20 protein-coding genes are annotated in these 17,206 nt (G+C 47.1%); 15 read left to right on the forward strand and 5 right to left on the reverse strand.

All coding sequences use genetic code 11. The annotated features are described in order from the left end of the window. Positions 1–54: 54 nt before the first annotated feature. Together glcU and gdh are read left to right on the forward strand one after the other, a co-directional pair. Entirely contained in the window at positions 55–918 is an 864-nt protein-coding gene (glcU, locus tag BLL41_RS14125) for a glucose uptake protein GlcU (RefSeq protein ID WP_071578343.1), read from the forward strand. Between the two features lie 19 nt (positions 919–937). Then, the gene (gene gdh, locus BLL41_RS14130) at positions 938–1,723 is read left to right on the forward strand and encodes a glucose 1-dehydrogenase (RefSeq protein WP_071578344.1); all 786 of its coding nucleotides are present in this window, start codon (positions 938–940) and stop codon (positions 1,721–1,723) included. A 44-nt stretch (positions 1,724–1,767) separates the two neighbouring features. Here the strand turns inward: gdh and BLL41_RS14135 are convergent, their stop codons facing one another. The 3 genes from BLL41_RS14135 to cutR are packed head-to-tail and all read right to left on the reverse strand — an operon-like array spanning position 1,768 to position 4,628. Then, a complete protein-coding gene (locus BLL41_RS14135) occupies positions 1,768–2,382 on the reverse strand; it encodes a YcnI family copper-binding membrane protein (RefSeq protein WP_071578345.1) in 615 nt (204 codons plus the stop codon). A gap of 13 nt (positions 2,383–2,395) precedes the next feature. Then, positions 2,396–4,021 carry a copper transporter YcnJ gene (ycnJ, locus tag BLL41_RS14140; protein WP_071578346.1) on the reverse strand — a complete coding sequence of 542 codons (1,626 nt, stop codon included), beginning with the start codon at positions 4,019–4,021 and terminating at the stop codon, positions 2,396–2,398. A 34-nt stretch (positions 4,022–4,055) separates the two neighbouring features. Further along, the gene (cutR, locus tag BLL41_RS14145; RefSeq protein WP_071578347.1) at positions 4,056–4,628 is read right to left on the reverse strand and encodes a copper uptake transcriptional regulator CutR; all 573 of its coding nucleotides are present in this window, start codon (positions 4,626–4,628) and stop codon (positions 4,056–4,058) included. A 164-nt stretch (positions 4,629–4,792) separates the two neighbouring features. On the opposite strand from cutR, the gene BLL41_RS14150 reads away from it, so the two are divergent. The 6 genes from BLL41_RS14150 (at position 4,793) to sipU (ending at position 10,185) form a co-directional block, all read left to right on the forward strand. Then, positions 4,793–5,146: a hypothetical protein gene (locus BLL41_RS14150; protein ID WP_071578348.1), complete on the forward strand. Its 354-nt coding sequence runs from the start codon at positions 4,793–4,795 to the stop codon at positions 5,144–5,146. Between the two features lie 174 nt (positions 5,147–5,320). Next, positions 5,321–6,754 (forward strand): PTS mannitol transporter subunit IIBC, encoded by a 1,434-nt coding sequence (locus BLL41_RS14155; RefSeq protein WP_071578349.1) that lies wholly within the window; start codon positions 5,321–5,323, stop codon positions 6,752–6,754. Positions 6,755–6,778: 24 nt separating this feature from the next. Continuing rightward, positions 6,779–7,210 (forward strand): PTS mannitol transporter subunit IIA, encoded by a 432-nt coding sequence (locus BLL41_RS14160; protein WP_071578350.1) that lies wholly within the window; start codon positions 6,779–6,781, stop codon positions 7,208–7,210. Between the two features lies 1 nt (position 7,211). Next, entirely contained in the window at positions 7,212–8,333 is a 1,122-nt protein-coding gene (locus BLL41_RS14165) for a mannitol-1-phosphate 5-dehydrogenase (RefSeq protein WP_071578351.1), read from the forward strand. 90 nt (positions 8,334–8,423) lie between these two features. Beyond that, complete coding sequence (locus BLL41_RS14170) at positions 8,424–9,488, forward strand: tartrate dehydrogenase (protein WP_083428022.1); 1,065 nt, start codon at positions 8,424–8,426, stop codon at positions 9,486–9,488. Positions 9,489–9,621: 133 nt separating this feature from the next. Then, positions 9,622–10,185: a signal peptidase I sipU gene (gene sipU / locus BLL41_RS14175; protein WP_071578352.1), complete on the forward strand. Its 564-nt coding sequence runs from the start codon at positions 9,622–9,624 to the stop codon at positions 10,183–10,185. A gap of 61 nt (positions 10,186–10,246) precedes the next feature. On the opposite strand, the gene BLL41_RS14180 is transcribed toward sipU, so the two are convergent. Next, positions 10,247–10,855 (reverse strand): dienelactone hydrolase family protein, encoded by a 609-nt coding sequence (locus BLL41_RS14180; protein WP_071578353.1) that lies wholly within the window; start codon positions 10,853–10,855, stop codon positions 10,247–10,249. An 85-nt stretch (positions 10,856–10,940) separates the two neighbouring features. Here BLL41_RS14180 and BLL41_RS14185 point away from each other — a divergent pair, with 85 nt between their 5' ends. Beyond that, positions 10,941–11,333, forward strand: a complete 393-nt coding sequence (locus BLL41_RS14185; RefSeq protein ID WP_071578354.1) for a 3-hydroxyacyl-ACP dehydratase FabZ family protein — start codon at positions 10,941–10,943, stop codon at positions 11,331–11,333. Positions 11,334–11,365: 32 nt separating this feature from the next. Here the strand turns inward: BLL41_RS14185 and BLL41_RS14190 are convergent, their stop codons facing one another. Further along, a complete protein-coding gene (locus BLL41_RS14190; protein ID WP_071578355.1) occupies positions 11,366–11,530 on the reverse strand; it encodes a hypothetical protein in 165 nt (54 codons plus the stop codon). A gap of 132 nt (positions 11,531–11,662) precedes the next feature. Between BLL41_RS14190 and BLL41_RS14195 the strand changes: the two genes are divergently transcribed. The 6 genes from BLL41_RS14195 to pxpC all read left to right on the forward strand — a co-directional run bounded on the left by BLL41_RS14195 (position 11,663) and on the right by pxpC (position 17,194). Then, the gene (locus tag BLL41_RS14195) at positions 11,663–12,412 is read left to right on the forward strand and encodes a Cof-type HAD-IIB family hydrolase (protein WP_071578356.1); all 750 of its coding nucleotides are present in this window, start codon (positions 11,663–11,665) and stop codon (positions 12,410–12,412) included. A gap of 205 nt (positions 12,413–12,617) precedes the next feature. After that, positions 12,618–13,391, forward strand: a complete 774-nt coding sequence (gene pxpA, locus BLL41_RS14200) for a 5-oxoprolinase subunit PpxA (protein ID WP_071578357.1) — start codon at positions 12,618–12,620, stop codon at positions 13,389–13,391. Positions 13,392–13,405: 14 nt separating this feature from the next. Beyond that, a complete protein-coding gene (locus BLL41_RS14205; protein WP_071578358.1) occupies positions 13,406–14,620 on the forward strand; it encodes an NRAMP family divalent metal transporter in 1,215 nt (404 codons plus the stop codon). A 23-nt stretch (positions 14,621–14,643) separates the two neighbouring features. Further along, on the forward strand, positions 14,644–15,417 hold the full coding sequence (locus BLL41_RS14210; RefSeq protein ID WP_083428036.1) for a putative hydro-lyase: 774 nt from the start codon (positions 14,644–14,646) through the stop codon (positions 15,415–15,417). Positions 15,418–15,461: 44 nt separating this feature from the next. Then, positions 15,462–16,184 (forward strand): 5-oxoprolinase subunit PxpB, encoded by a 723-nt coding sequence (pxpB, locus tag BLL41_RS14215; RefSeq protein ID WP_069839878.1) that lies wholly within the window; start codon positions 15,462–15,464, stop codon positions 16,182–16,184. Between the two features lie 2 nt (positions 16,185–16,186). Then, entirely contained in the window at positions 16,187–17,194 is a 1,008-nt protein-coding gene (gene pxpC, locus BLL41_RS14220) for a 5-oxoprolinase subunit PxpC (protein ID WP_083428037.1), read from the forward strand. The last annotated feature ends 12 nt before the right edge of the window (positions 17,195–17,206 follow it).

Below are 17,206 nucleotides of genomic sequence, written 5' to 3' on the forward strand. Positions count from 1 at the left end.
AACAATTCCAGCCAAAATAACAGCAAATACATTTTGAAAGAAGGTTCCCCAACAATGGATTTATTATTGGCTCTTCTCCCAGCTTTGTTTTGGGGGAGCATTGTTCTCTTCAATGTGAAATTAGGCGGCGGGCCGTACAGCCAGACTCTGGGAACGACGATCGGGGCGCTCATTGTTTCTATCGTTATTTACTTTTTTGTTCAGCCCGTTCTGTCACTTCGCATTTTTATTGTTGGAATCGTATCCGGCTTATTTTGGTCACTTGGCCAGGCCAACCAGCTGAAAAGCATTGAATTGATGGGTGTATCGAAAACAATGCCGATTTCCACAGGAATGCAGCTCGTTTCCACCTCGCTGTTCGGTGTGATCGTGTTCCGCGAATGGTCAACACCGATTGCGATTACGCTTGGCATTCTCGCTCTGATCTTTATCATTGTGGGAATCATTCTCACATCATTGGAAGATAAGAATGATAAAAAAGAGGGCGAGCCAAGCAATCTGAAAAAGGGCATTTTGATTCTCCTCGTCTCGACTCTTGGTTATTTGGTTTATGTAGTCGTAGCTAGATTGTTCAATGTGTCCGGCTGGTCCGCGCTGCTGCCGCAGGCAATTGGCATGGTGGTCGGGGGGTTAGTTTTAACCTATAGGCACAAACCCTTTAACAAGTATGCAATTAGAAATATTCTCCCAGGCTTAATCTGGGCAGGCGGAAATATGTTTTTGTTTATTTCTCAGCCGCGAGTTGGCGTTGCAACGAGTTTCTCCCTTTCACAAATGGGAATTGTCATTTCTACGCTCGGGGGTATTTTCATCCTGCGTGAAAAGAAAACGAAACGCCAGCTAATAGCAATTGCAATCGGGATTATCCTGATTATTGCGGCTGCCGTATTCTTGGGAATCGCGAAATCAAATTCATAACAAATGGAGGAAGATGTATATGTATCCGGATTTAAAAGGAAAAGTCGTTGCCATTACAGGAGCTGCATCAGGGCTTGGAAAGGCAATGGCCATCCGCTTCGGCAAAGAGCAAGCAAAAGTGGTTATCAACTATTATAGTGATAAACAGGATCCAAACGAGGTAAAAGAAGAGGTCATCAAGGCGGGCGGTGATGCTGTTGTCGTCCAAGGAGATGTCACGAAAGAGGAAGATGTAAAAAATATCGTACAAACGGCAATTAAAGAGTTCGGCACACTCGATATTATGATTAATAATGCCGGTCTTGAAAATCCTGTGCCGTCTCACGAAATGCCGCTTAAGGATTGGGAAAAAGTCATCGGCACGAACTTAACGGGTGCCTTTTTAGGAAGCCGTGAAGCGATTAAGTACTTCGTAGAAAACGATATCAAGGGAAATGTCATCAACATGTCCAGCGTGCATGAGATGATTCCGTGGCCGTTATTTGTCCACTATGCAGCTAGTAAAGGCGGGATTAAGCTGATGTCTGAAACACTGGCTTTGGAATACGCGCCGAAGGGCATTCGCGTCAACAATATCGGGCCAGGTGCGATCAACACGCCAATCAATGCTGAAAAATTCGCTGACCCTAAACAGAAAGCGGATGTAGAAAGCATGATTCCGATGGGATATATCGGCGAACCGGAGGAAATCGCAGCAGTAGCGGTGTGGCTTGCTTCTAAGGAATCCAGCTACGTCACAGGCATTACGCTGTTTGCAGACGGCGGAATGACGAAATATCCTTCCTTCCAGGCAGGCCGCGGTTAAACATAAAAAGCGACCCAGACATGACATCTGGCTCGCTTTTTTTATTAGGCGCGCTTTTTCTTAACAAGCGCTGCTATAGATAAAATAATGGCAGCCGCGGACAGCACAATCGCTGTGATGTCTAGAGCTGAAGAACCTGTGTTTTCAGAATCGTCTTCTGTTTTCGTGGCACCGTGCTCATCTGTCACTTGTTTTGCAGAAGTGATATTTGTAATGGAATGAGGTGTATCGGCATCCTCGTCACCTGTCCATTCAACAATGCTGCCGTCTTTGTAATATTGATATGCGTCCCAAGCGGCTTTCTCCGCTTTGTCAGGGTTTTTGGCAACAAAGGTAAACTGCTGGAACTGTCCTTCCTGAATGCCGCCGCCAGTCGCTTCCCACGTCACGGACACTGATTTGTCATCATGTTTTTGGGTGGAAACCTTCCAGCCCGGAATTGGCTCGTATTGCTGGAATTCAACATCTTTCGGCATTTTGAGGACAACCTTCGTTGTCGGTTGATTTTTCTCGGAAGGAACCTTCATTGTATACGTTTCCCAAGAGCCAGCAGCGGATTCAGCCGGTTTTACAGAAACGTGCGCGCTGGCAGGAGCCGTAAAGAATAAGAGAGAGGCGACAATAGCCGGACATAGTGTCAATGCGATTTTTTTCAACAACGTAAACACTCCTTTAATTGGTCTTTGTAAACATGATATTGATTTCGTTAAAGTCACCGGTCAGTCCGTGGACTTTGATCTTCCAGTTTCCCTTCTCATTAATGGACAGGTTTTCATCCTGGAAGACGCCTTTTGTTTTCTCTTTTAATTGAAACGTGCTTTTGTTTTCGTTGCCTGACAGCCCTGTTTTATAAATGGTTAACGTGATTTGCTGGATGTTTTTCACCGGATCTCCGTTATGGTCGGTGACTCGCAGCTCAAATACATTTTTCCCGGGCTGGTTTGGGCTGATGCTGAGTGAAACGCTTTGTCCATTCTCAATTGCTTTAGTTTGGTAGAACGGTTCCGGCTGCGGCTCAGGCGGGCTTGGCAGGCTTGTGAACACGGCAGCTGTGATCAATACAGCAATGCCGATTGCCCACTCCGCTTTCAACGTTCGACTGATTCCTGTGCGGCGCTGCTTTCTGGTAAGAAGAAAATGAATCGCGCCTAAGACCAGCATGAAAACAAACAGCCCGCTTTTCACTAAAAGAGCTTGGCCGTACGCTGTATGAAACAGTGAATCCATTGAACGAATGATGAAAAATCCATTGAGCAAGCCTGAAAACATAATGACGCCGACTGCAGTGAGTGCCCATGGGGAGAACCGGCTTACCGTTTCCCATGCGAGCGTTTTGTCAGGCTGCCTCCATTCTTTTGAGAGCAGCAAAACGAGTGCCGCGATTCCGCCGACCCAGATGGAAGCGGAAGATAAATGAAGGAAATCCATCAAAATGCCCACTGTTTTTTCTTCAACGACAGCGGCATGCCCGGTAAACGCCTTGGCAAGCAGGAGACCGAAAAAGAAAATAGTTGGCGCTGTCCAATAGCCAAAGGATGAAAAGCGGTTTTTCCGTATCGCAGGGATTACAGACAGTGCGAGCAGCACGAACAGCGCGGCCTGTATAATCCAAATAGAGCCGCCTGCTGTCTCAAACAGTGTTTCTCTAATGTAGCCCGGCTGGAATGCGCTGCCCCAGCCGCCGCCTGCGTTCGCTTTTGTTTGAATCGGAAGCTGCAGCAAAAGCGCCAGACCCAGTGCTGCGATCGAGACGATCAGGATACGCCTTGTCCGTTTAACGAGCTGTTCTGATTTCCCTTTATACCAGAAAAGATGGAAGAAAACCGTTCCGATAAACAGAGATAAGGCTGTATACAGAATCGCGCGATCTGCGGCTGTTCCCGGATTCAGCGCTGAAACGGATGCTTTTTGGCTGCTGAATCCGCCATCCGCTTTCCCGATACTGAACGGGATGACGCCGGAAACCGGATGCCCGTCCGCAGATACGGCATTCCATTCCGCTCTGTACACATCATGAGGCAGATTCTTTTTTAGCTTCACTGTCATGATGTGATTGTTGTCTTTTTTGATTTCCGTCTTGTCCATATCCACACGGTCGCCGTTTGAATTATAGACTTTAATGTAATGAAATCCTTCTTCAACAGGTTCATTAAATTCAATTTCCACCTGTGCAGGCGCGCTTTTTAATTCGCTGTTTTCCCCAGGTGAGGATTTGACAATATAGGCGTGAGCAAAGCTTGTTTTCGGCAAGAAAACAAGAAAAAGCAGCAGGATGATCCACCATCTGTTTCGCTTCATCACTCAGACACCACCTTCCGCTGTATGTGTTTTGTTATTTCTTGGTGCAGGTGCAGCGTTTCTTTCTGTCTTTAAGCATGTCTTCCAGCGCTTGGTCGAAAGTGCGGACGGCTCCGCCGAATCCTTTTTGAAATCGTTCGGCATGATCGAGCGTCGCAAACGGAATGGCCTGCGGCTGACAGCAATGCAGGTTTAATTCAGCATTTACTACGAAATAAGCCGAACTGGCACTGACGGTTGTGTGTAACAGAAAATCTCTGCAAATCAAGTGTGAAACCTCTTCCGTTTTATCCGCGTAACGCAAAAACGCACAATGTGCGCAGCATAGCTGTTCAATGTCTTGGTTTACCGTAATCAGCTGAACCGAATGAGCTTGATTGACGGGCTTCAAGGAATAGCTGCACATATGATCTGTTTGAGGTGTTCGGACGGGGAGCGTGATACCGCCGGCTGTTTTAATGACCTGATTTGACTGAACCAGCTGATTGACATCTCTATATACCGTCATTTCCGAAACGCCGAACCTTGCGCTGATGTCAGAAATTCTAAGCGAGCCTTCTTCTTTCAGCCACTTCAGTATGTGTTGCTGTCTATTAATCGGAAGCATTCATACACCCTCTTCATTAAGATCTATTTAAGCGTAGAGGATTTTAGAGACGGAGACAAGTAAGTGGATGATAAAAAATGTGAAAATGTGTTGAACAGCAACAAAACGAAACAGAAGGGACTCTGGTATAATAGACATATGGAATAGAAAGTGAGGAATACCCTATGAAAGAAACACCATGCCCGAACTGCGGCAAACCTTTGACAGGCGATATGGTCAGATCATCAAATGTGCCTTGTCAATTTCGCTGCGGCCACTGCCGGGAACGGCTTTATGAATATAAAGTTTCAGCTCCGATTATGCTGGTATCATTAGCGGCCATCGTGCTGCTCATTTATGTTTTGATGCTCCTCCGCAATGCGGCAGGCTCAGTGCTGCCAGTTGTACAGCACGTGCCGATGGCTGTATTTGCGCTTGTGTGCGCGTATCCCGTTTTTATAGTGAGTGAGCGGATGATTGCAAAGTACGTGATTCAAAACGGCAACATCATTTATAGAGGAAAGAGAAAAGGCTCCTGATATCAGGAGCCTTTTTTATTTTTAAAAAATTGTCACAGTCATGTGCCAAAGTCCTCTTTACTTTCAATTGTATAGGGGCTGTAAGCGTTTTAACATAGAGTTAAAGGGAAGCATCATTCTCTAAAACATATCTTTGTATCTTATAGCGACAAACAAAACAGGGAGGGTTTATATATGCAGCAAGAACAGCAGCAAGGCGGCATGAAAGTGAAAGTGCAGCGCTTTGGGAGTTATTTGAGCGGAATGATCATGCCGAACATCGGCGCGTTTATCGCGTGGGGCATCATTACCGCGTTGTTTATTCCGGCAGGATGGTTTCCGAATGAACAGCTGAACACGCTAGTCAGCCCGATGATTACGTATTTATTGCCGCTTTTGATAGCGTATACAGGCGGAAAAATGATCTACGACCACCGCGGCGGAGTTGTCGGCGCGACAGCGGCAATTGGGGTGATTGTCGGATCGGATATTCCAATGTTTTTAGGCGCAATGATTATGGGTCCGCTTGGCGGATACCTCATTAAACAAACTGATAAATTGTTCAAGGATAAAGTCAAACAGGGCTTTGAAATGCTGATCAACAACTTTACGGCAGGGATTGTCGGCGCGGCTTTAACGATTCTCGCGTTTTACGCCATCGGCCCCGTTGTCCTGACATTAAACAAATTGCTGGCGGCTGGTGTGGAAGTCATTGTACACGCTAATTTACTGCCGGTAGCCAGTGTTTTTGTAGAACCAGCGAAAGTGTTGTTCCTCAACAACGCCATTAACCATGGAATCTTAAGCCCGATCGGAATCGAGCAAGCATCTCAAACAGGAAAATCAATTCTGTTTTTAGTAGAAGCAAACCCTGGACCGGGGCTCGGCATTTTGCTGGCGTACATGTTCTTTGGCAAAGGATCTTCAAAATCAACGGCTCCCGGTGCGGCGATCATCCATTTCTTCGGCGGGATTCACGAAATTTATTTCCCGTACATTCTGATGAAACCGGCCCTGATTCTCGCAGCCATTGCCGGCGGAGCAAGCGGACTCTTAACGTTTACGATCTTTAATGCCGGACTTGTCGCGGCAGCGTCACCGGGAAGCATTATCGCATTGATGGCAATGACGCCAAGAGGAGGCTATTTCGGCGTATTGGCGGGCGTATTGGTCGCTGCTGCTGTATCGTTCATCGTTTCAGCAGTGATCCTGAAATCCTCAAAAGCAAGTGAAGAAGACCTGGCTGCCGCAACAGAAAAAATGCAGTCCATGAAGGGAAAGAAAAGCCAAGCAGCAGTTGCTTTAGAGGCGGAACAAGCCAAAGCAGAGGAAGCGTCTGAGCTGTCGCCTGAAAGCGTGAACAAAATTATCTTTGCGTGTGATGCGGGAATGGGATCAAGTGCCATGGGGGCATCCATCTTAAGAAACAAAGTGAAAAAAGCAGAGCTTGACATCAGTGTGACCAACACGGCCATTAACAATCTGCCTAGTGATGCGGATATTGTTATCACCCACAAAGATTTAACAGATCGCGCGAAAGCAAAACTGCCGAACGCGACACACATATCAGTGGATAACTTCTTAAACAGCCCGAAATACGATGAGCTGATTGAAAAGCTGAAAAAGTAATTTCATAGAAAGAGAGTGATACTCATGCAAGTACTCGCAAAGGAAAATATTAAACTCAATCAAACGGTATCATCAAAAGAAGAGGCCATCCAATTGGCAGGCCAGACGCTGATTGACAACGGCTATGTGACAGAGGATTACATTAGCAAAATGTTTGAACGTGAAGAAACGTCTTCTACGTTTATGGGGAATTTCATTGCCATTCCACACGGCACAGAAGAAGCGAAAAGCGAGGTGCTTCATTCCGGAATCTCAATTATACAAATTCCAGACGGTGTTGAGTACGGAGAAGGCAACACGGCAAAAGTGGTATTCGGCATTGCGGGCAAAAATAATGAGCATTTAGACATTTTGTCTAACATCGCCATTATCTGCTCAGAAGAAGAAAACATTGAACGCCTGATCTCCGCTAAAAGTGAAGAAGATTTGATCGCCATTTTCAACGAGGTGAACTGACATGATCGCCTTACATTTCGGTGCGGGGAATATCGGGAGAGGATTTATCGGCGCGCTGCTTCACCACTCCGGCTATGATGTGGTGTTTGCGGATGTAAACGACACGATGGTCAGCCTCCTCAATGAAAAAAAAGAATACACAGTCGAACTGGCAGAAGAGGGGCGTTCATCAGAGGTCATTGGCCCGGTCAGCGCGATTAACAGCGGCAGCCAGCCGGAGGAGCTGTATCGGCTGATTAATGAGGCTGCGCTCATCACAACAGCTGTCGGCCCGAACGTGCTGAAGCTGATTGCTCCGTCTATCGCAGAAGGTTTAAGGCGGAGAAACGCTGCCAACACACTGAATATTATTGCGTGCGAAAATATGATTGGCGGAAGCAGCTTCTTAAAGAAAGAGATATACAGCCATTTAACGGAAGCAGAGCAGAAATCCGTCAGTGAAACGGTAGGTTTCCCGAATTCTGCCGTTGACCGGATCGTGCCGATTCAGCATCATGAAGACCCGCTGAAAGTATCGGTTGAACCATTTTTCGAATGGGTCATTGATGAATCAGGTTTTAAAGGGAAAACACCAGTCATAAACGGCGCACTGTTTGTTGATGATTTAACGCCGTACATCGAACGGAAGCTGTTTACGGTTAATACCGGACATGCGGTGACAGCGTATGTCGGCTATCAGCGCGGACTTAAAACAGTCAAAGAAGCAATCGATCATCCGGAAATCCGCCGTGTCGTTCATTCGGCGCTGCTTGAAACTGGTGACTATCTCATCAAATCGTATGGCTTTAAGCAAACTGAACACGAACAATATATCAAAAAAATCATCGGACGCTTTGAAAATCCTTTCATTTCGGACGATGTGACCCGCGTAGCGAGATCGCCTCTCAGAAAACTGGGCGAAAATGATAGACTTGTAGGCCCGGCAAAGAAAATAAAAGAACCGAACGCACTGGCGGAAGGAATTGCTGCAGCCTTGCGCTTCGATTTCACAGGTGACCCTGAAGCGGTTGAACTGCAGGCGCTGATCGAAGAAAAAGGATACAGCGGCGTACTTCAAGAGGTGTGCGGCATTCAGTCCCATGAACCGTTGCACGCCATCGTTTTAAAGAAACTCAATCAATAACCAACCACCCGTGACACAATGTCACGGGCTTTTTTTACAATCTCGCCATCTAGTATAATAGAAAGCGCTTATGATAACAGGGGGAGGAGAATGACGATGAAACAATTCGAGATTGCGGCAATACCGGGAGACGGAGTTGGAAAAGAGGTTGTAGCGGCTGCTGAAAAAGTGCTTCATACAGCGGCTGAGGTACACGGGGGTTTGTCATTCTCATTCACGGCTTTTCCATGGAGCTGTGATTATTACATGGAGCACGGCAAAATGATGCCCGAAGATGGAATACATACGCTTACTCAATTTGAAGCGGTTTTTTTGGGAGCCGTCGGAAATCCGAAGCTGGTTCCCGATCATATATCGTTATGGGGGCTGCTGCTGAAAATCCGGAGGGAGCTTGAGCTTTCTATTAATATGAGACCCGCCAAACAAATGGCGGGCATTACGTCACCGCTTCTGCATCCAAATGATTTTGATCTCGTGGTGATTCGCGAGAATAGTGAGGGTGAATACAGTGAAGTCGGCGGGCGCATTCACAGAGGCGATGATGAAATCGCCATCCAGAATGCTGTGTTTACGAGAAAAGCGACAGAACGTGTCATGCGCTTTGCCTTCGAATTGGCGAAAAAACGGCGCGGCCATGTGACAAGTGCGACAAAGTCTAACGGCATTTATCACGCGATGCCGTTTTGGGATGAAGTCTTTCAGCAGACGGCCGCTGAGTATAGCGGAATCGAAACGTCATCCCAGCATATTGATGCGCTGGCCGCTTTTTTTGTGACGCGTCCGGAAACGTTTGATGTTATTGTGGCGAGCAACTTGTTCGGTGATATTTTAACCGACATCAGCTCGAGCCTGATGGGAAGCATCGGCATTGCGCCTTCTGCGAACATCAATCCATCCGGCAAATATCCATCCATGTTTGAACCGGTTCACGGCTCAGCTCCTGACATTGCCGGACAGGGCCTTGCCAATCCAATCGGCCAGATTTGGACAGCGAAGCTGATGCTTGACCACTTCGGGGAAGAAGAACTGGGAGCGAAAATTCTGGATGTAATGGAGCAAGTAACTGCCGACGGCATCAAAACACGCGACATTGGGGGACAAAGCACAACAGCTGAGGTCACTGATGAAATCTGCGCGCGTTTAAGAAAGTGCTGATGAAACAGGCCGGGGAAGTTGTCTGCCCCGGCCTGTCCATTTCCTTACGAAAATTTCCACAAAAGTCTAACCAGGCTGATCCAAATGCTGTATAATAATTTGGAATTCTTAGGAAAGCATTGGGTGAAGGAAGTTGAATGCAAAAACAATCACGTTAAAGAAAAAAATAAAAATCAAATGGATCGTTGTACTCAGTATCGTTATGATCGCAGCTCTCATTTTTACGATCAGATTGGTGTTTTTCAAGCCCTTTCTAGTTGAAGGCCAATCGATGGCCCCAACGATTAGAGATTCAGAAAGAATTCTGGTTGATAAAGCAGTCAAATGGACTGGCGGGTTTCATAGAGGCGACATCATAGTCATTCATGACAAAATGAGCGGCCGCTCTTTTGTCAAACGTTTAATCGGTTTGCCTGGTGACAGCATCAAAATGAAGAATGATCAGCTATACATAAATGATAAAAAGGTGGAAGAACCGTACTTAAAGGAACAGAAACAAGAGGCCGAAGAGTCGGGTGGAACCTTAACAGGCGACTTCGAAGTTGAGGTTCCTTCCGGTAAATATTTTGTAATGGGAGATAATCGTCTCAATTCACTGGATAGCAGAAATGGAATGGGCATGCCTTCTGAAGAAGATATCATCGGTACTGAATCTCTCGTCTTTTATCCTTTCGGTGAGATGAGACAGGCAAAATAAAACGCAATGCAAAAAGAACGTGAAACGTATGACGGCACCGATAATAAAGCGCCGTGTACGTTTAAAAAAATGATGATGAAACGGGGCGGAGCCGGCTTTCCGCCCCGTTTTTTATGATGGAAAGCGTTTTGAAGAAAAGGGCCCTGTCGAAATAAACAGAATCAGGATTGGCGAAGCCGTGAAGCGCATCAAATTGATAAATCTCCAGATGGGTATGCTGTTTCTCCCGAAGTTTTTTGATCAGAAGCGCTACGTCAAACGATGGCTCATAAGAAGGGAAAAACAATAGGACCGGGCAGGCTGGCACGTGATGAAGAGAATCACGTATCCGGGAACCGTAATAACAGACAGCTCCGCTTACCTCAGGCATACTGCTGCATTTCCATGCGATAGTAGCCCCTACGCTGAATCCAATCACAAAGATTTGCCGTCCGGCGTTTTGCCTGATCAAATTCTGGATGATGGTTTCTCCCGTTTTCAGCCGTTCATGTTTTGTAAATTGTTCGTATGCCGTTTTTTCCTCTAGCAGTGTGTAGACTTCATCTGGGCCGAGCAAGTTGGGCGTCAGCACATCATATCCAGCCATGTTGATCAGCCGGGCCATCTTTTTCATATGACTGTTTACACCGTATATTTCGTGGACAAGAATGACAAGCGGCTTTGGGGACATAACGGCCTCCTTTTGTGTTTTTTCCATTATATCCTATCGTTACGCTTTAGGCTGAGATATAATGGTCAAAAAAAGGAGATATACAATGAACTCATTATCTTTGCCTCACCGCTATCCATTTTTGTTTATTGATGGCGTGACGGATAGCGAGCCCGGCAAACATGCGGCAGCTTATAAACGAATTAGTGAGAACGACTGGTTTATCACTGATACGCAAACAGAAATGCCGTTTTCACTTGTGATTGAAGCGCTAGCGCAAACCGCTGCTTTTACAGGGATTACAGATGAGAACAGCTTGGGATTATTGTCTTCGGTGAAGAAAGCGGAAAAGCTGGGAGCCGCTGTGCCCGGTGACCGGCTTGATCTTACGTTTGAAGTCACGCGCAATCGGCGCGGGTTTGTGTTCGGACATGCCAAGGCGTCAGTAGGAGAGCAGCCTGTTGCTGAAGCTGAAATCGGCATCTATATTGAAAAATGAAAAAAACCCTTCACAACGTTTTGTGAGGGGTTCTATTTTGTGTCGTAATCCCGTTCGCTTTGAGAGTCATCTTTTTGCTGGCGTTTGTGTTTTTCATCATTCATATTTTCCTTCAGCTCTTCATTAGGAATTGGATCGGTTAAGTCGTTGTGCTCGGGATTTTCATTTGGTTTGTTTTGCTGTTTTCTTTCTGTCATGTTTGATCACCTCACCGTTTGTTTTCCTCTTATCAGTTCACCTCAAACATGGGAAATCGCTTTTTTGTCCCGCTGGGTATAATGTATTAGAATAGAGAGAAGCACAACAAAAAGATAAAGAGAGGTACATATATGTCTGTTCAAAGAGAAGATGTAGATATCAAGCTGATCGCAATTGATATGGATGGAACACTGCTGAACGACGAGCAGCTGATCTCGGATGAAAACCGCAAAGCCATTCGTGAAGCGGAGGATAAAGGTGTGTATGTGGTAATCAGCACGGGCCGGACGCTGATGACGTGCCGGGAGCTGGCGGAGTCGCTGAAGCTGTCATCCTTTCTGATCACGGCAAACGGCAGCGAAATCTGGGACTCGGATTTTAATTTGGTGGAACGGAAGCTGCTCCATACAGATCATATTCAAATGATGTGGGATTTGCGGAATAAACACAACACCAATTTCTGGGCTTCTACCGTGAACAAAGTATGGAGAGGCGAGTTTCCGGAAAACATTACGGATCATGAATGGCTCAAATTCGGCTTTGACATCGAGGATGACAACATCCGAAACGAAGTGCTTGAGGAGCTGAGAAAAAACAAAGAGCTCGAAATCACAAATTCAAGTCCGACAAACATTGAAGTCAACGCGCTCGGCATCAACAAAGCGGCAGCCCTTGCCAAGGTTACGGAAAAACTCGGCTTCGCGATGGAGAATGTGATGGCGATGGGCGACAGCCTTAATGACATCGCGATGATTAAAGAAGCGGGTCTGGGCGTCGCAATGGGCAATGCGCAAGACATCGTGAAAGAAACGGCTGATTGGATCACAGATACAAATATTGAGGATGGTGTCGCTAAGGCGATTCGCCATTGGGTACTATAAAAAAAAGAGAGTCCTAAGACGGACTCTCTTTTTTGGTTTGGCAGGTTTTCTTCTGGGACAATGGTAGGTTTTCTGACAAAAGTATTTCACAAACTAATATGATTGACTTATAATGAAATAAAGTTCAAAAATTCGGAATAGTTGTTCCGAATTTCGGGACAATAAATACATAAAGCATATCGTTTGCTTTGGCAGGAGGGATTCTGTGTTTCAAATTGATTTAAACTGTGATTTAGGAGAAAGCTTCGGAGCCTACAAGATAGGCCTTGACCAAGATATTTTAGAGTATGTGACATCAGCGAATATCGCATGCGGATTTCATGCTGGAGATCCTAGTGTTATGCGAAAAACCGTCGCGCTTGCAGCAGAAAGAGGCGTAAAAATCGGCGCGCATCCGGGCTTGCCGGATTTACTCGGTTTTGGGCGCCGCAATATGGCGATTTCACCTGAGGAAGCGTATGATCTTGTCATTTATCAAATTGGCGCGCTCTCTGGCTTTCTAAAAGCAGAGGGACTTCACATGCAGCACGTCAAGCCGCATGGCGCTTTATACAATATGGCGGCAGTCGATCAAAAACTGTCGGATGCGATCGCGAAAGCTGTCTATAAGATTGATCCCGGCCTTATTCTTTTCGGTCTTGCTGAGAGCGAGCTTGTAAAAGCGGGAGAACGGATCGGGCTTCAGACTGCAAATGAAGTGTTCGCCGACAGAACATACCAATCGGACGGCACGCTGACACCGCGCTCCCAGCCGGACGCACTCATTGAAAGTGATGATGCAGCCGTCACTCAGGTGATCAAAATGGTGAAAGAAGGAGCGGTCAAATCTCAACAAGGACATGATGTGTCATTAAAAGCAGATACGGTCTGCATTCATGGAGATGGAGCCCATGCGCTGACATTTGCCCGAAAAATCAGAAAAGAGCTTAAGGCAGCAGGAATTGAAGTGACAGCTATTTCAGAACAGAAGTCAACATAAAGGAGGAACCATAGATGGAGCAGCAGAAAAAAACAGCAGGAAAAAAAGCGGGCAGCTGGTCATTGCTGATGGGTGCCGCCTTTTTAATGGCAACCTCAGCAATCGGACCGGGTTTCCTCACCCAAACTGCAACTTTCACAAACACACTCACGGCAAGCTTCGGTTTTGTCATCTTAATCTCTATTATTTTAGATATTTTTGCCCAAACCAATGTGTGGCGCATTATCGCGGTTTCTGGAAAACGCGGTCAGGAAATTGCCAATATGGTGCTTCCGGGACTGGGGTATTTCATCGCCATTCTCGTCGTGCTTGGCGGGCTTGCTTTTAATATTGGGAATATCGGAGGTGCCGGGCTGGGGCTTCAGGTGCTGTTCGGCATTAGCCCGGAAACAGGCGCGTTGATTAGTGCTGTAGTTGCCATTTTAATCTTTTTAATCAAAGAAGCAGGAAAAGCAATGGACCGTTTTACGCAAATCGCGGGACTCGTGATGATTATTTTAACGGTCTACGTTGCGGTGACAACAGCTCCTCCGGTCGGACAGGCTGTCGCAAATACATTTGTCCCGGAACACATCAGCATATTTGCTATTGTCACCCTAGTGGGCGGAACCGTCGGTGGTTATATCACATTTGCCGGAGGACACCGTTTGCTTGATGCCGGAATTAAGGGGAAGGAATCCATTCCGCAGGTGACAAAAAGCTCGGTTGTCGGCATTTTAATTACATCTGTCATGCGGATCGCTCTATTCCTTGCGGTGCTTGGCGTTGTGTCAAAAGGCCTGCACATCGATGAAAGCAACCCCGCGGCGTCTGTCTTCAGACTGGCTGCTGGAAATGTCGGTTATAAAATTTTCGGATTGATCATGTGGTCTGCGGCCATTACATCTGTGATTGGAGCAGCTTATACATCTGTTTCGTTTTTCAAAACTTTTTCTCCAAAAATTGAAAAGAATTCACGCGGGATTATTATCGGATTTATTGTGATTTCTACGTTAGCTTTTGTCACAATCGGACAGCCTGCGAAGATCCTCGTCCTTGTCGGATCGCTGAACGGCCTGATTTTGCCGATTGCACTCGGAACGCTGCTTGTTGCAGCCTACAAGAAAAACATTGTTGGTGATTATAAGCATCCGCTATGGCTGACAAGCACAGGCGCGCTTGTTGTGATTGTAATGGCAGTTATGGGAATCTACACGTTATGTACACAACTTCCTCAATTGTGGAGCTGATATAAGTGGAGCAATTAAACAAAATGGCGCCAAAGGATGTACGCGCCCTGATACGAGAGGGGAAAATAAACGGGCCGACCGCAGGCATGTCCGGCGGCTATGCCCAAGCGAATCTTGTTGTTTTGAAGAAAGACCTTGCTTTTGATTTCCTGCTGTTTTGCCAGCGAAATCAAAAGCCCTGCCCTGTGCTCGATGTGACTGAAGCAGGTTCGCCTGTGCCGTCTCTGGCTGCGCCAGATGCTGATATCAGAACGGACTTTCCGAAATACCGTATTTACAGGCACGGTATCTTAACGGAAGAAGTATCTGATATTACACCATACTGGAAGGACGATTTTGTCGGCTTTCTGATCGGATGCAGCTTCTCCTTTGAACAGGCACTGATCAATAATGGGATAGCGGTCCGGCATATTGATGAGGGGACAAATGTCCCGATGTATCAAACGAATATCGATTGTGTTCCGGCGGGGGTGTTTCACGGACGGATGGTTGTCAGCATGAGACCGGTTCCTGAACGGCTGGCTGTACGTGCCGCGCAAGTGACCTCGCGTTTTCCGGCTGTGCACGGAGGGCCGATCCATATCGGCAATCCGGGAGCAATCGGCATTCGCGATCTGGACAAACCGGATTTCGGAGATGCCGTTTCCATTCGTGAAGGCGAGGTTCCTGTTTTTTGGGCATGCGGAGTGACACCGCAAGCCGTGGCTATGAATGTAAAACCTGAAATGGTCATCACACATGCGCCGGGGCATATGCTCATCACAGATATTCGAGACGAGTCGCTTGCGGTGCTGTAACCTCTCGTCATCCTGATGAACGAGAATTAAAAGAGGTGAGAAAGATGACTGTACGATATCAAATCGAACAGCTCGGTGATTCTGCAATGATGATCCGATTCGGAGAAGAAATCAACGAACAGGTCAACGGCATTGTCCATGCTGCGGCCGCTTATATAGAAGAACAGCCATTTCCGGGATTCATTGAATGTATCCCGGCTTTTACAAGTCTAACCGTATTTTATGATATGTATGAAGTGTACAAGCATTTGCCTCAGGGGATAAGCTCACCTTTTGAGAAGGTCAAGCGCGATGTCGAAGAGCGGCTGGTAGAAATAGCTGAAGACTATGAGGTCAACCGCCGTATTGTAGAAATTCCCGTCTGCTATGGCGGTGAATTCGGTCCTGATTTAGAAGAGGTGGCGAAGATCAATCAGCTGTCACCGGAGGAAGTGATCGACATTCATACAAGCGGTGAATATGTGGTGTATATGCTCGGATTCGCGCCCGGTTTTCCTTTTCTAGGCGGGATGTCAAAACGCATTGCAGCTCCGAGAAAATCATCGCCAAGACCGTCGATTCCCGCAGGTTCGGTCGGTATTGCGGGATTGCAGACAGGTGTTTATCCGATTTCAACGCCGGGCGGCTGGCAGCTGATCGGCAAAACGCCGCTGGCGCTTTTCCGGCCGCAGGAAAATCCGCCGACATTGCTGCGGGCGGGAGATACTGTGAAATTCGTTCGCATCTCAGAAGAAGACTATCACGCCTATAAGGAGGAGTCCAATTGAGCATGAAAGTATTAAAGCCCGGACTGCTCACAACGGTTCAGGATATAGGCAGAACGGGTTACCAAAAATACGGCGTTCTGGCCAGCGGCGCCATGGACACGGTTTCACTGCGCATTGCCAATTTGCTGATCGGAAACGGCGAAAATGAAGCAGGTCTCGAAATAACGATGATGGGGCCGGGTCCGTCGTTTCATTTTGCAAAAACGGCGCTGATTGCGGTGACAGGGGCGGACTTCACGCTGCGTATTAATGACGAGGAAGCGCCTTTATGGAAGCCTGTGCTCGTCAAGGAAAACAGCACGGTCAGCTTTGGCCCCTGCAAGCTCGGCAGCCGTGCTTATTTAGCCGCAGCCGGCGGCATTGATGTGCCTGCCGTCATGGAAAGTAAAAGCACATACGTCAGAGCAGGTATCGGCGGACTACATGGCAGAGCGCTTCAAAAAGAAGATGAACTGTCTATTGGAAAGATGTCAGCTCTTTCGCAAACCATCCTTTCCCGTTTAAGTCCGCAGCTTGAAAAACAGGGATTTGCAGCACCGAAGTGGTCGGTCAGCCGCGGCAGATTTCTGCCGCTGAAGAAGAATCCCATCATTCGGGTACTGGAAGGAAAGCAATTCGCCTTTTTCACAGAAGAATCAAAAGCGCGTTTTTATGAAGAAGCATTTCGTGTCACGCCGCAATCCGACCGTATGGGCTACAGGCTCAAAGGAGAACCGCTCGAACTGAAGGCCCCGCTTGAGATGGTGTCAGAAGCGGTTTCGTTTGGAACAGTACAGGTGCCGCCTGACGGCAACCCGATTATCCTGCTTGCAGACCGGCAGACGACTGGCGGCTATCCGAGGATCGCGCACATCATATCCGCTGATCTTCCGATTGTTTCCCAAATCATGCCGGGCGAGCACGTCCAGTTTGAGCCTGTGTCTCTTCAGGAGGCAGAAGCGCTTGCAGTAGAACGGGAACAGCATATAAAAGAACTGAAAACGAGAATGAAGATAGAATGGCTGACATAGCAAAGGGGATGA

Source organism: Bacillus sp. FMQ74, assembly GCF_001875785.1.
GTDB classification, from domain to species: Bacteria; Bacillota; Bacilli; order Bacillales; family Bacillaceae; genus Bacillus; species Bacillus stercoris.

Bases quoted from the DNA above. Each gene is read 5' to 3' on its own strand.
- BLL41_RS14205 (WP_071578358.1), top strand. From the start codon at position 13,406: ATGGAGCAGCAGAAAAAAACAGCAGGAAAAAAAGCGGGCAGCTGGTCA.
- BLL41_RS14195 (WP_071578356.1), top strand. From the start codon at position 11,663: ATGTCTGTTCAAAGAGAAGATGTAGATATCAAGCTGATCGCAATTGAT.
- gdh (WP_071578344.1), top strand. From the start codon at position 938: ATGTATCCGGATTTAAAAGGAAAAGTCGTTGCCATTACAGGAGCTGCA.
- BLL41_RS14185 (WP_071578354.1), top strand. From the start codon at position 10,941: ATGAACTCATTATCTTTGCCTCACCGCTATCCATTTTTGTTTATTGAT.
- BLL41_RS14160 (WP_071578350.1), top strand. From the start codon at position 6,779: ATGCAAGTACTCGCAAAGGAAAATATTAAACTCAATCAAACGGTATCA.
- BLL41_RS14155 (WP_071578349.1), top strand. From the start codon at position 5,321: ATGCAGCAAGAACAGCAGCAAGGCGGCATGAAAGTGAAAGTGCAGCGC.
- BLL41_RS14210 (WP_083428036.1), top strand. From the start codon at position 14,644: ATGGCGCCAAAGGATGTACGCGCCCTGATACGAGAGGGGAAAATAAAC.
- glcU (WP_071578343.1), top strand. From the start codon at position 55: ATGGATTTATTATTGGCTCTTCTCCCAGCTTTGTTTTGGGGGAGCATT.
- BLL41_RS14165 (WP_071578351.1), top strand. From the start codon at position 7,212: ATGATCGCCTTACATTTCGGTGCGGGGAATATCGGGAGAGGATTTATC.
- pxpB (WP_069839878.1), top strand. From the start codon at position 15,462: ATGACTGTACGATATCAAATCGAACAGCTCGGTGATTCTGCAATGATG.
- BLL41_RS14170 (WP_083428022.1), top strand. From the start codon at position 8,424: ATGACGATGAAACAATTCGAGATTGCGGCAATACCGGGAGACGGAGTT.
- BLL41_RS14190 (WP_071578355.1), bottom strand. From the start codon at position 11,530: ATGACAGAAAGAAAACAGCAAAACAAACCAAATGAAAATCCCGAGCAC.
- pxpC (WP_083428037.1), top strand. From the start codon at position 16,187: ATGAAAGTATTAAAGCCCGGACTGCTCACAACGGTTCAGGATATAGGC.
- ycnJ (WP_071578346.1), bottom strand. From the start codon at position 4,021: ATGAAGCGAAACAGATGGTGGATCATCCTGCTGCTTTTTCTTGTTTTC.
- cutR (WP_071578347.1), bottom strand. From the start codon at position 4,628: ATGCTTCCGATTAATAGACAGCAACACATACTGAAGTGGCTGAAAGAA.
- BLL41_RS14180 (WP_071578353.1), bottom strand. From the start codon at position 10,855: ATGTCCCCAAAGCCGCTTGTCATTCTTGTCCACGAAATATACGGTGTA.
- BLL41_RS14150 (WP_071578348.1), top strand. From the start codon at position 4,793: ATGAAAGAAACACCATGCCCGAACTGCGGCAAACCTTTGACAGGCGAT.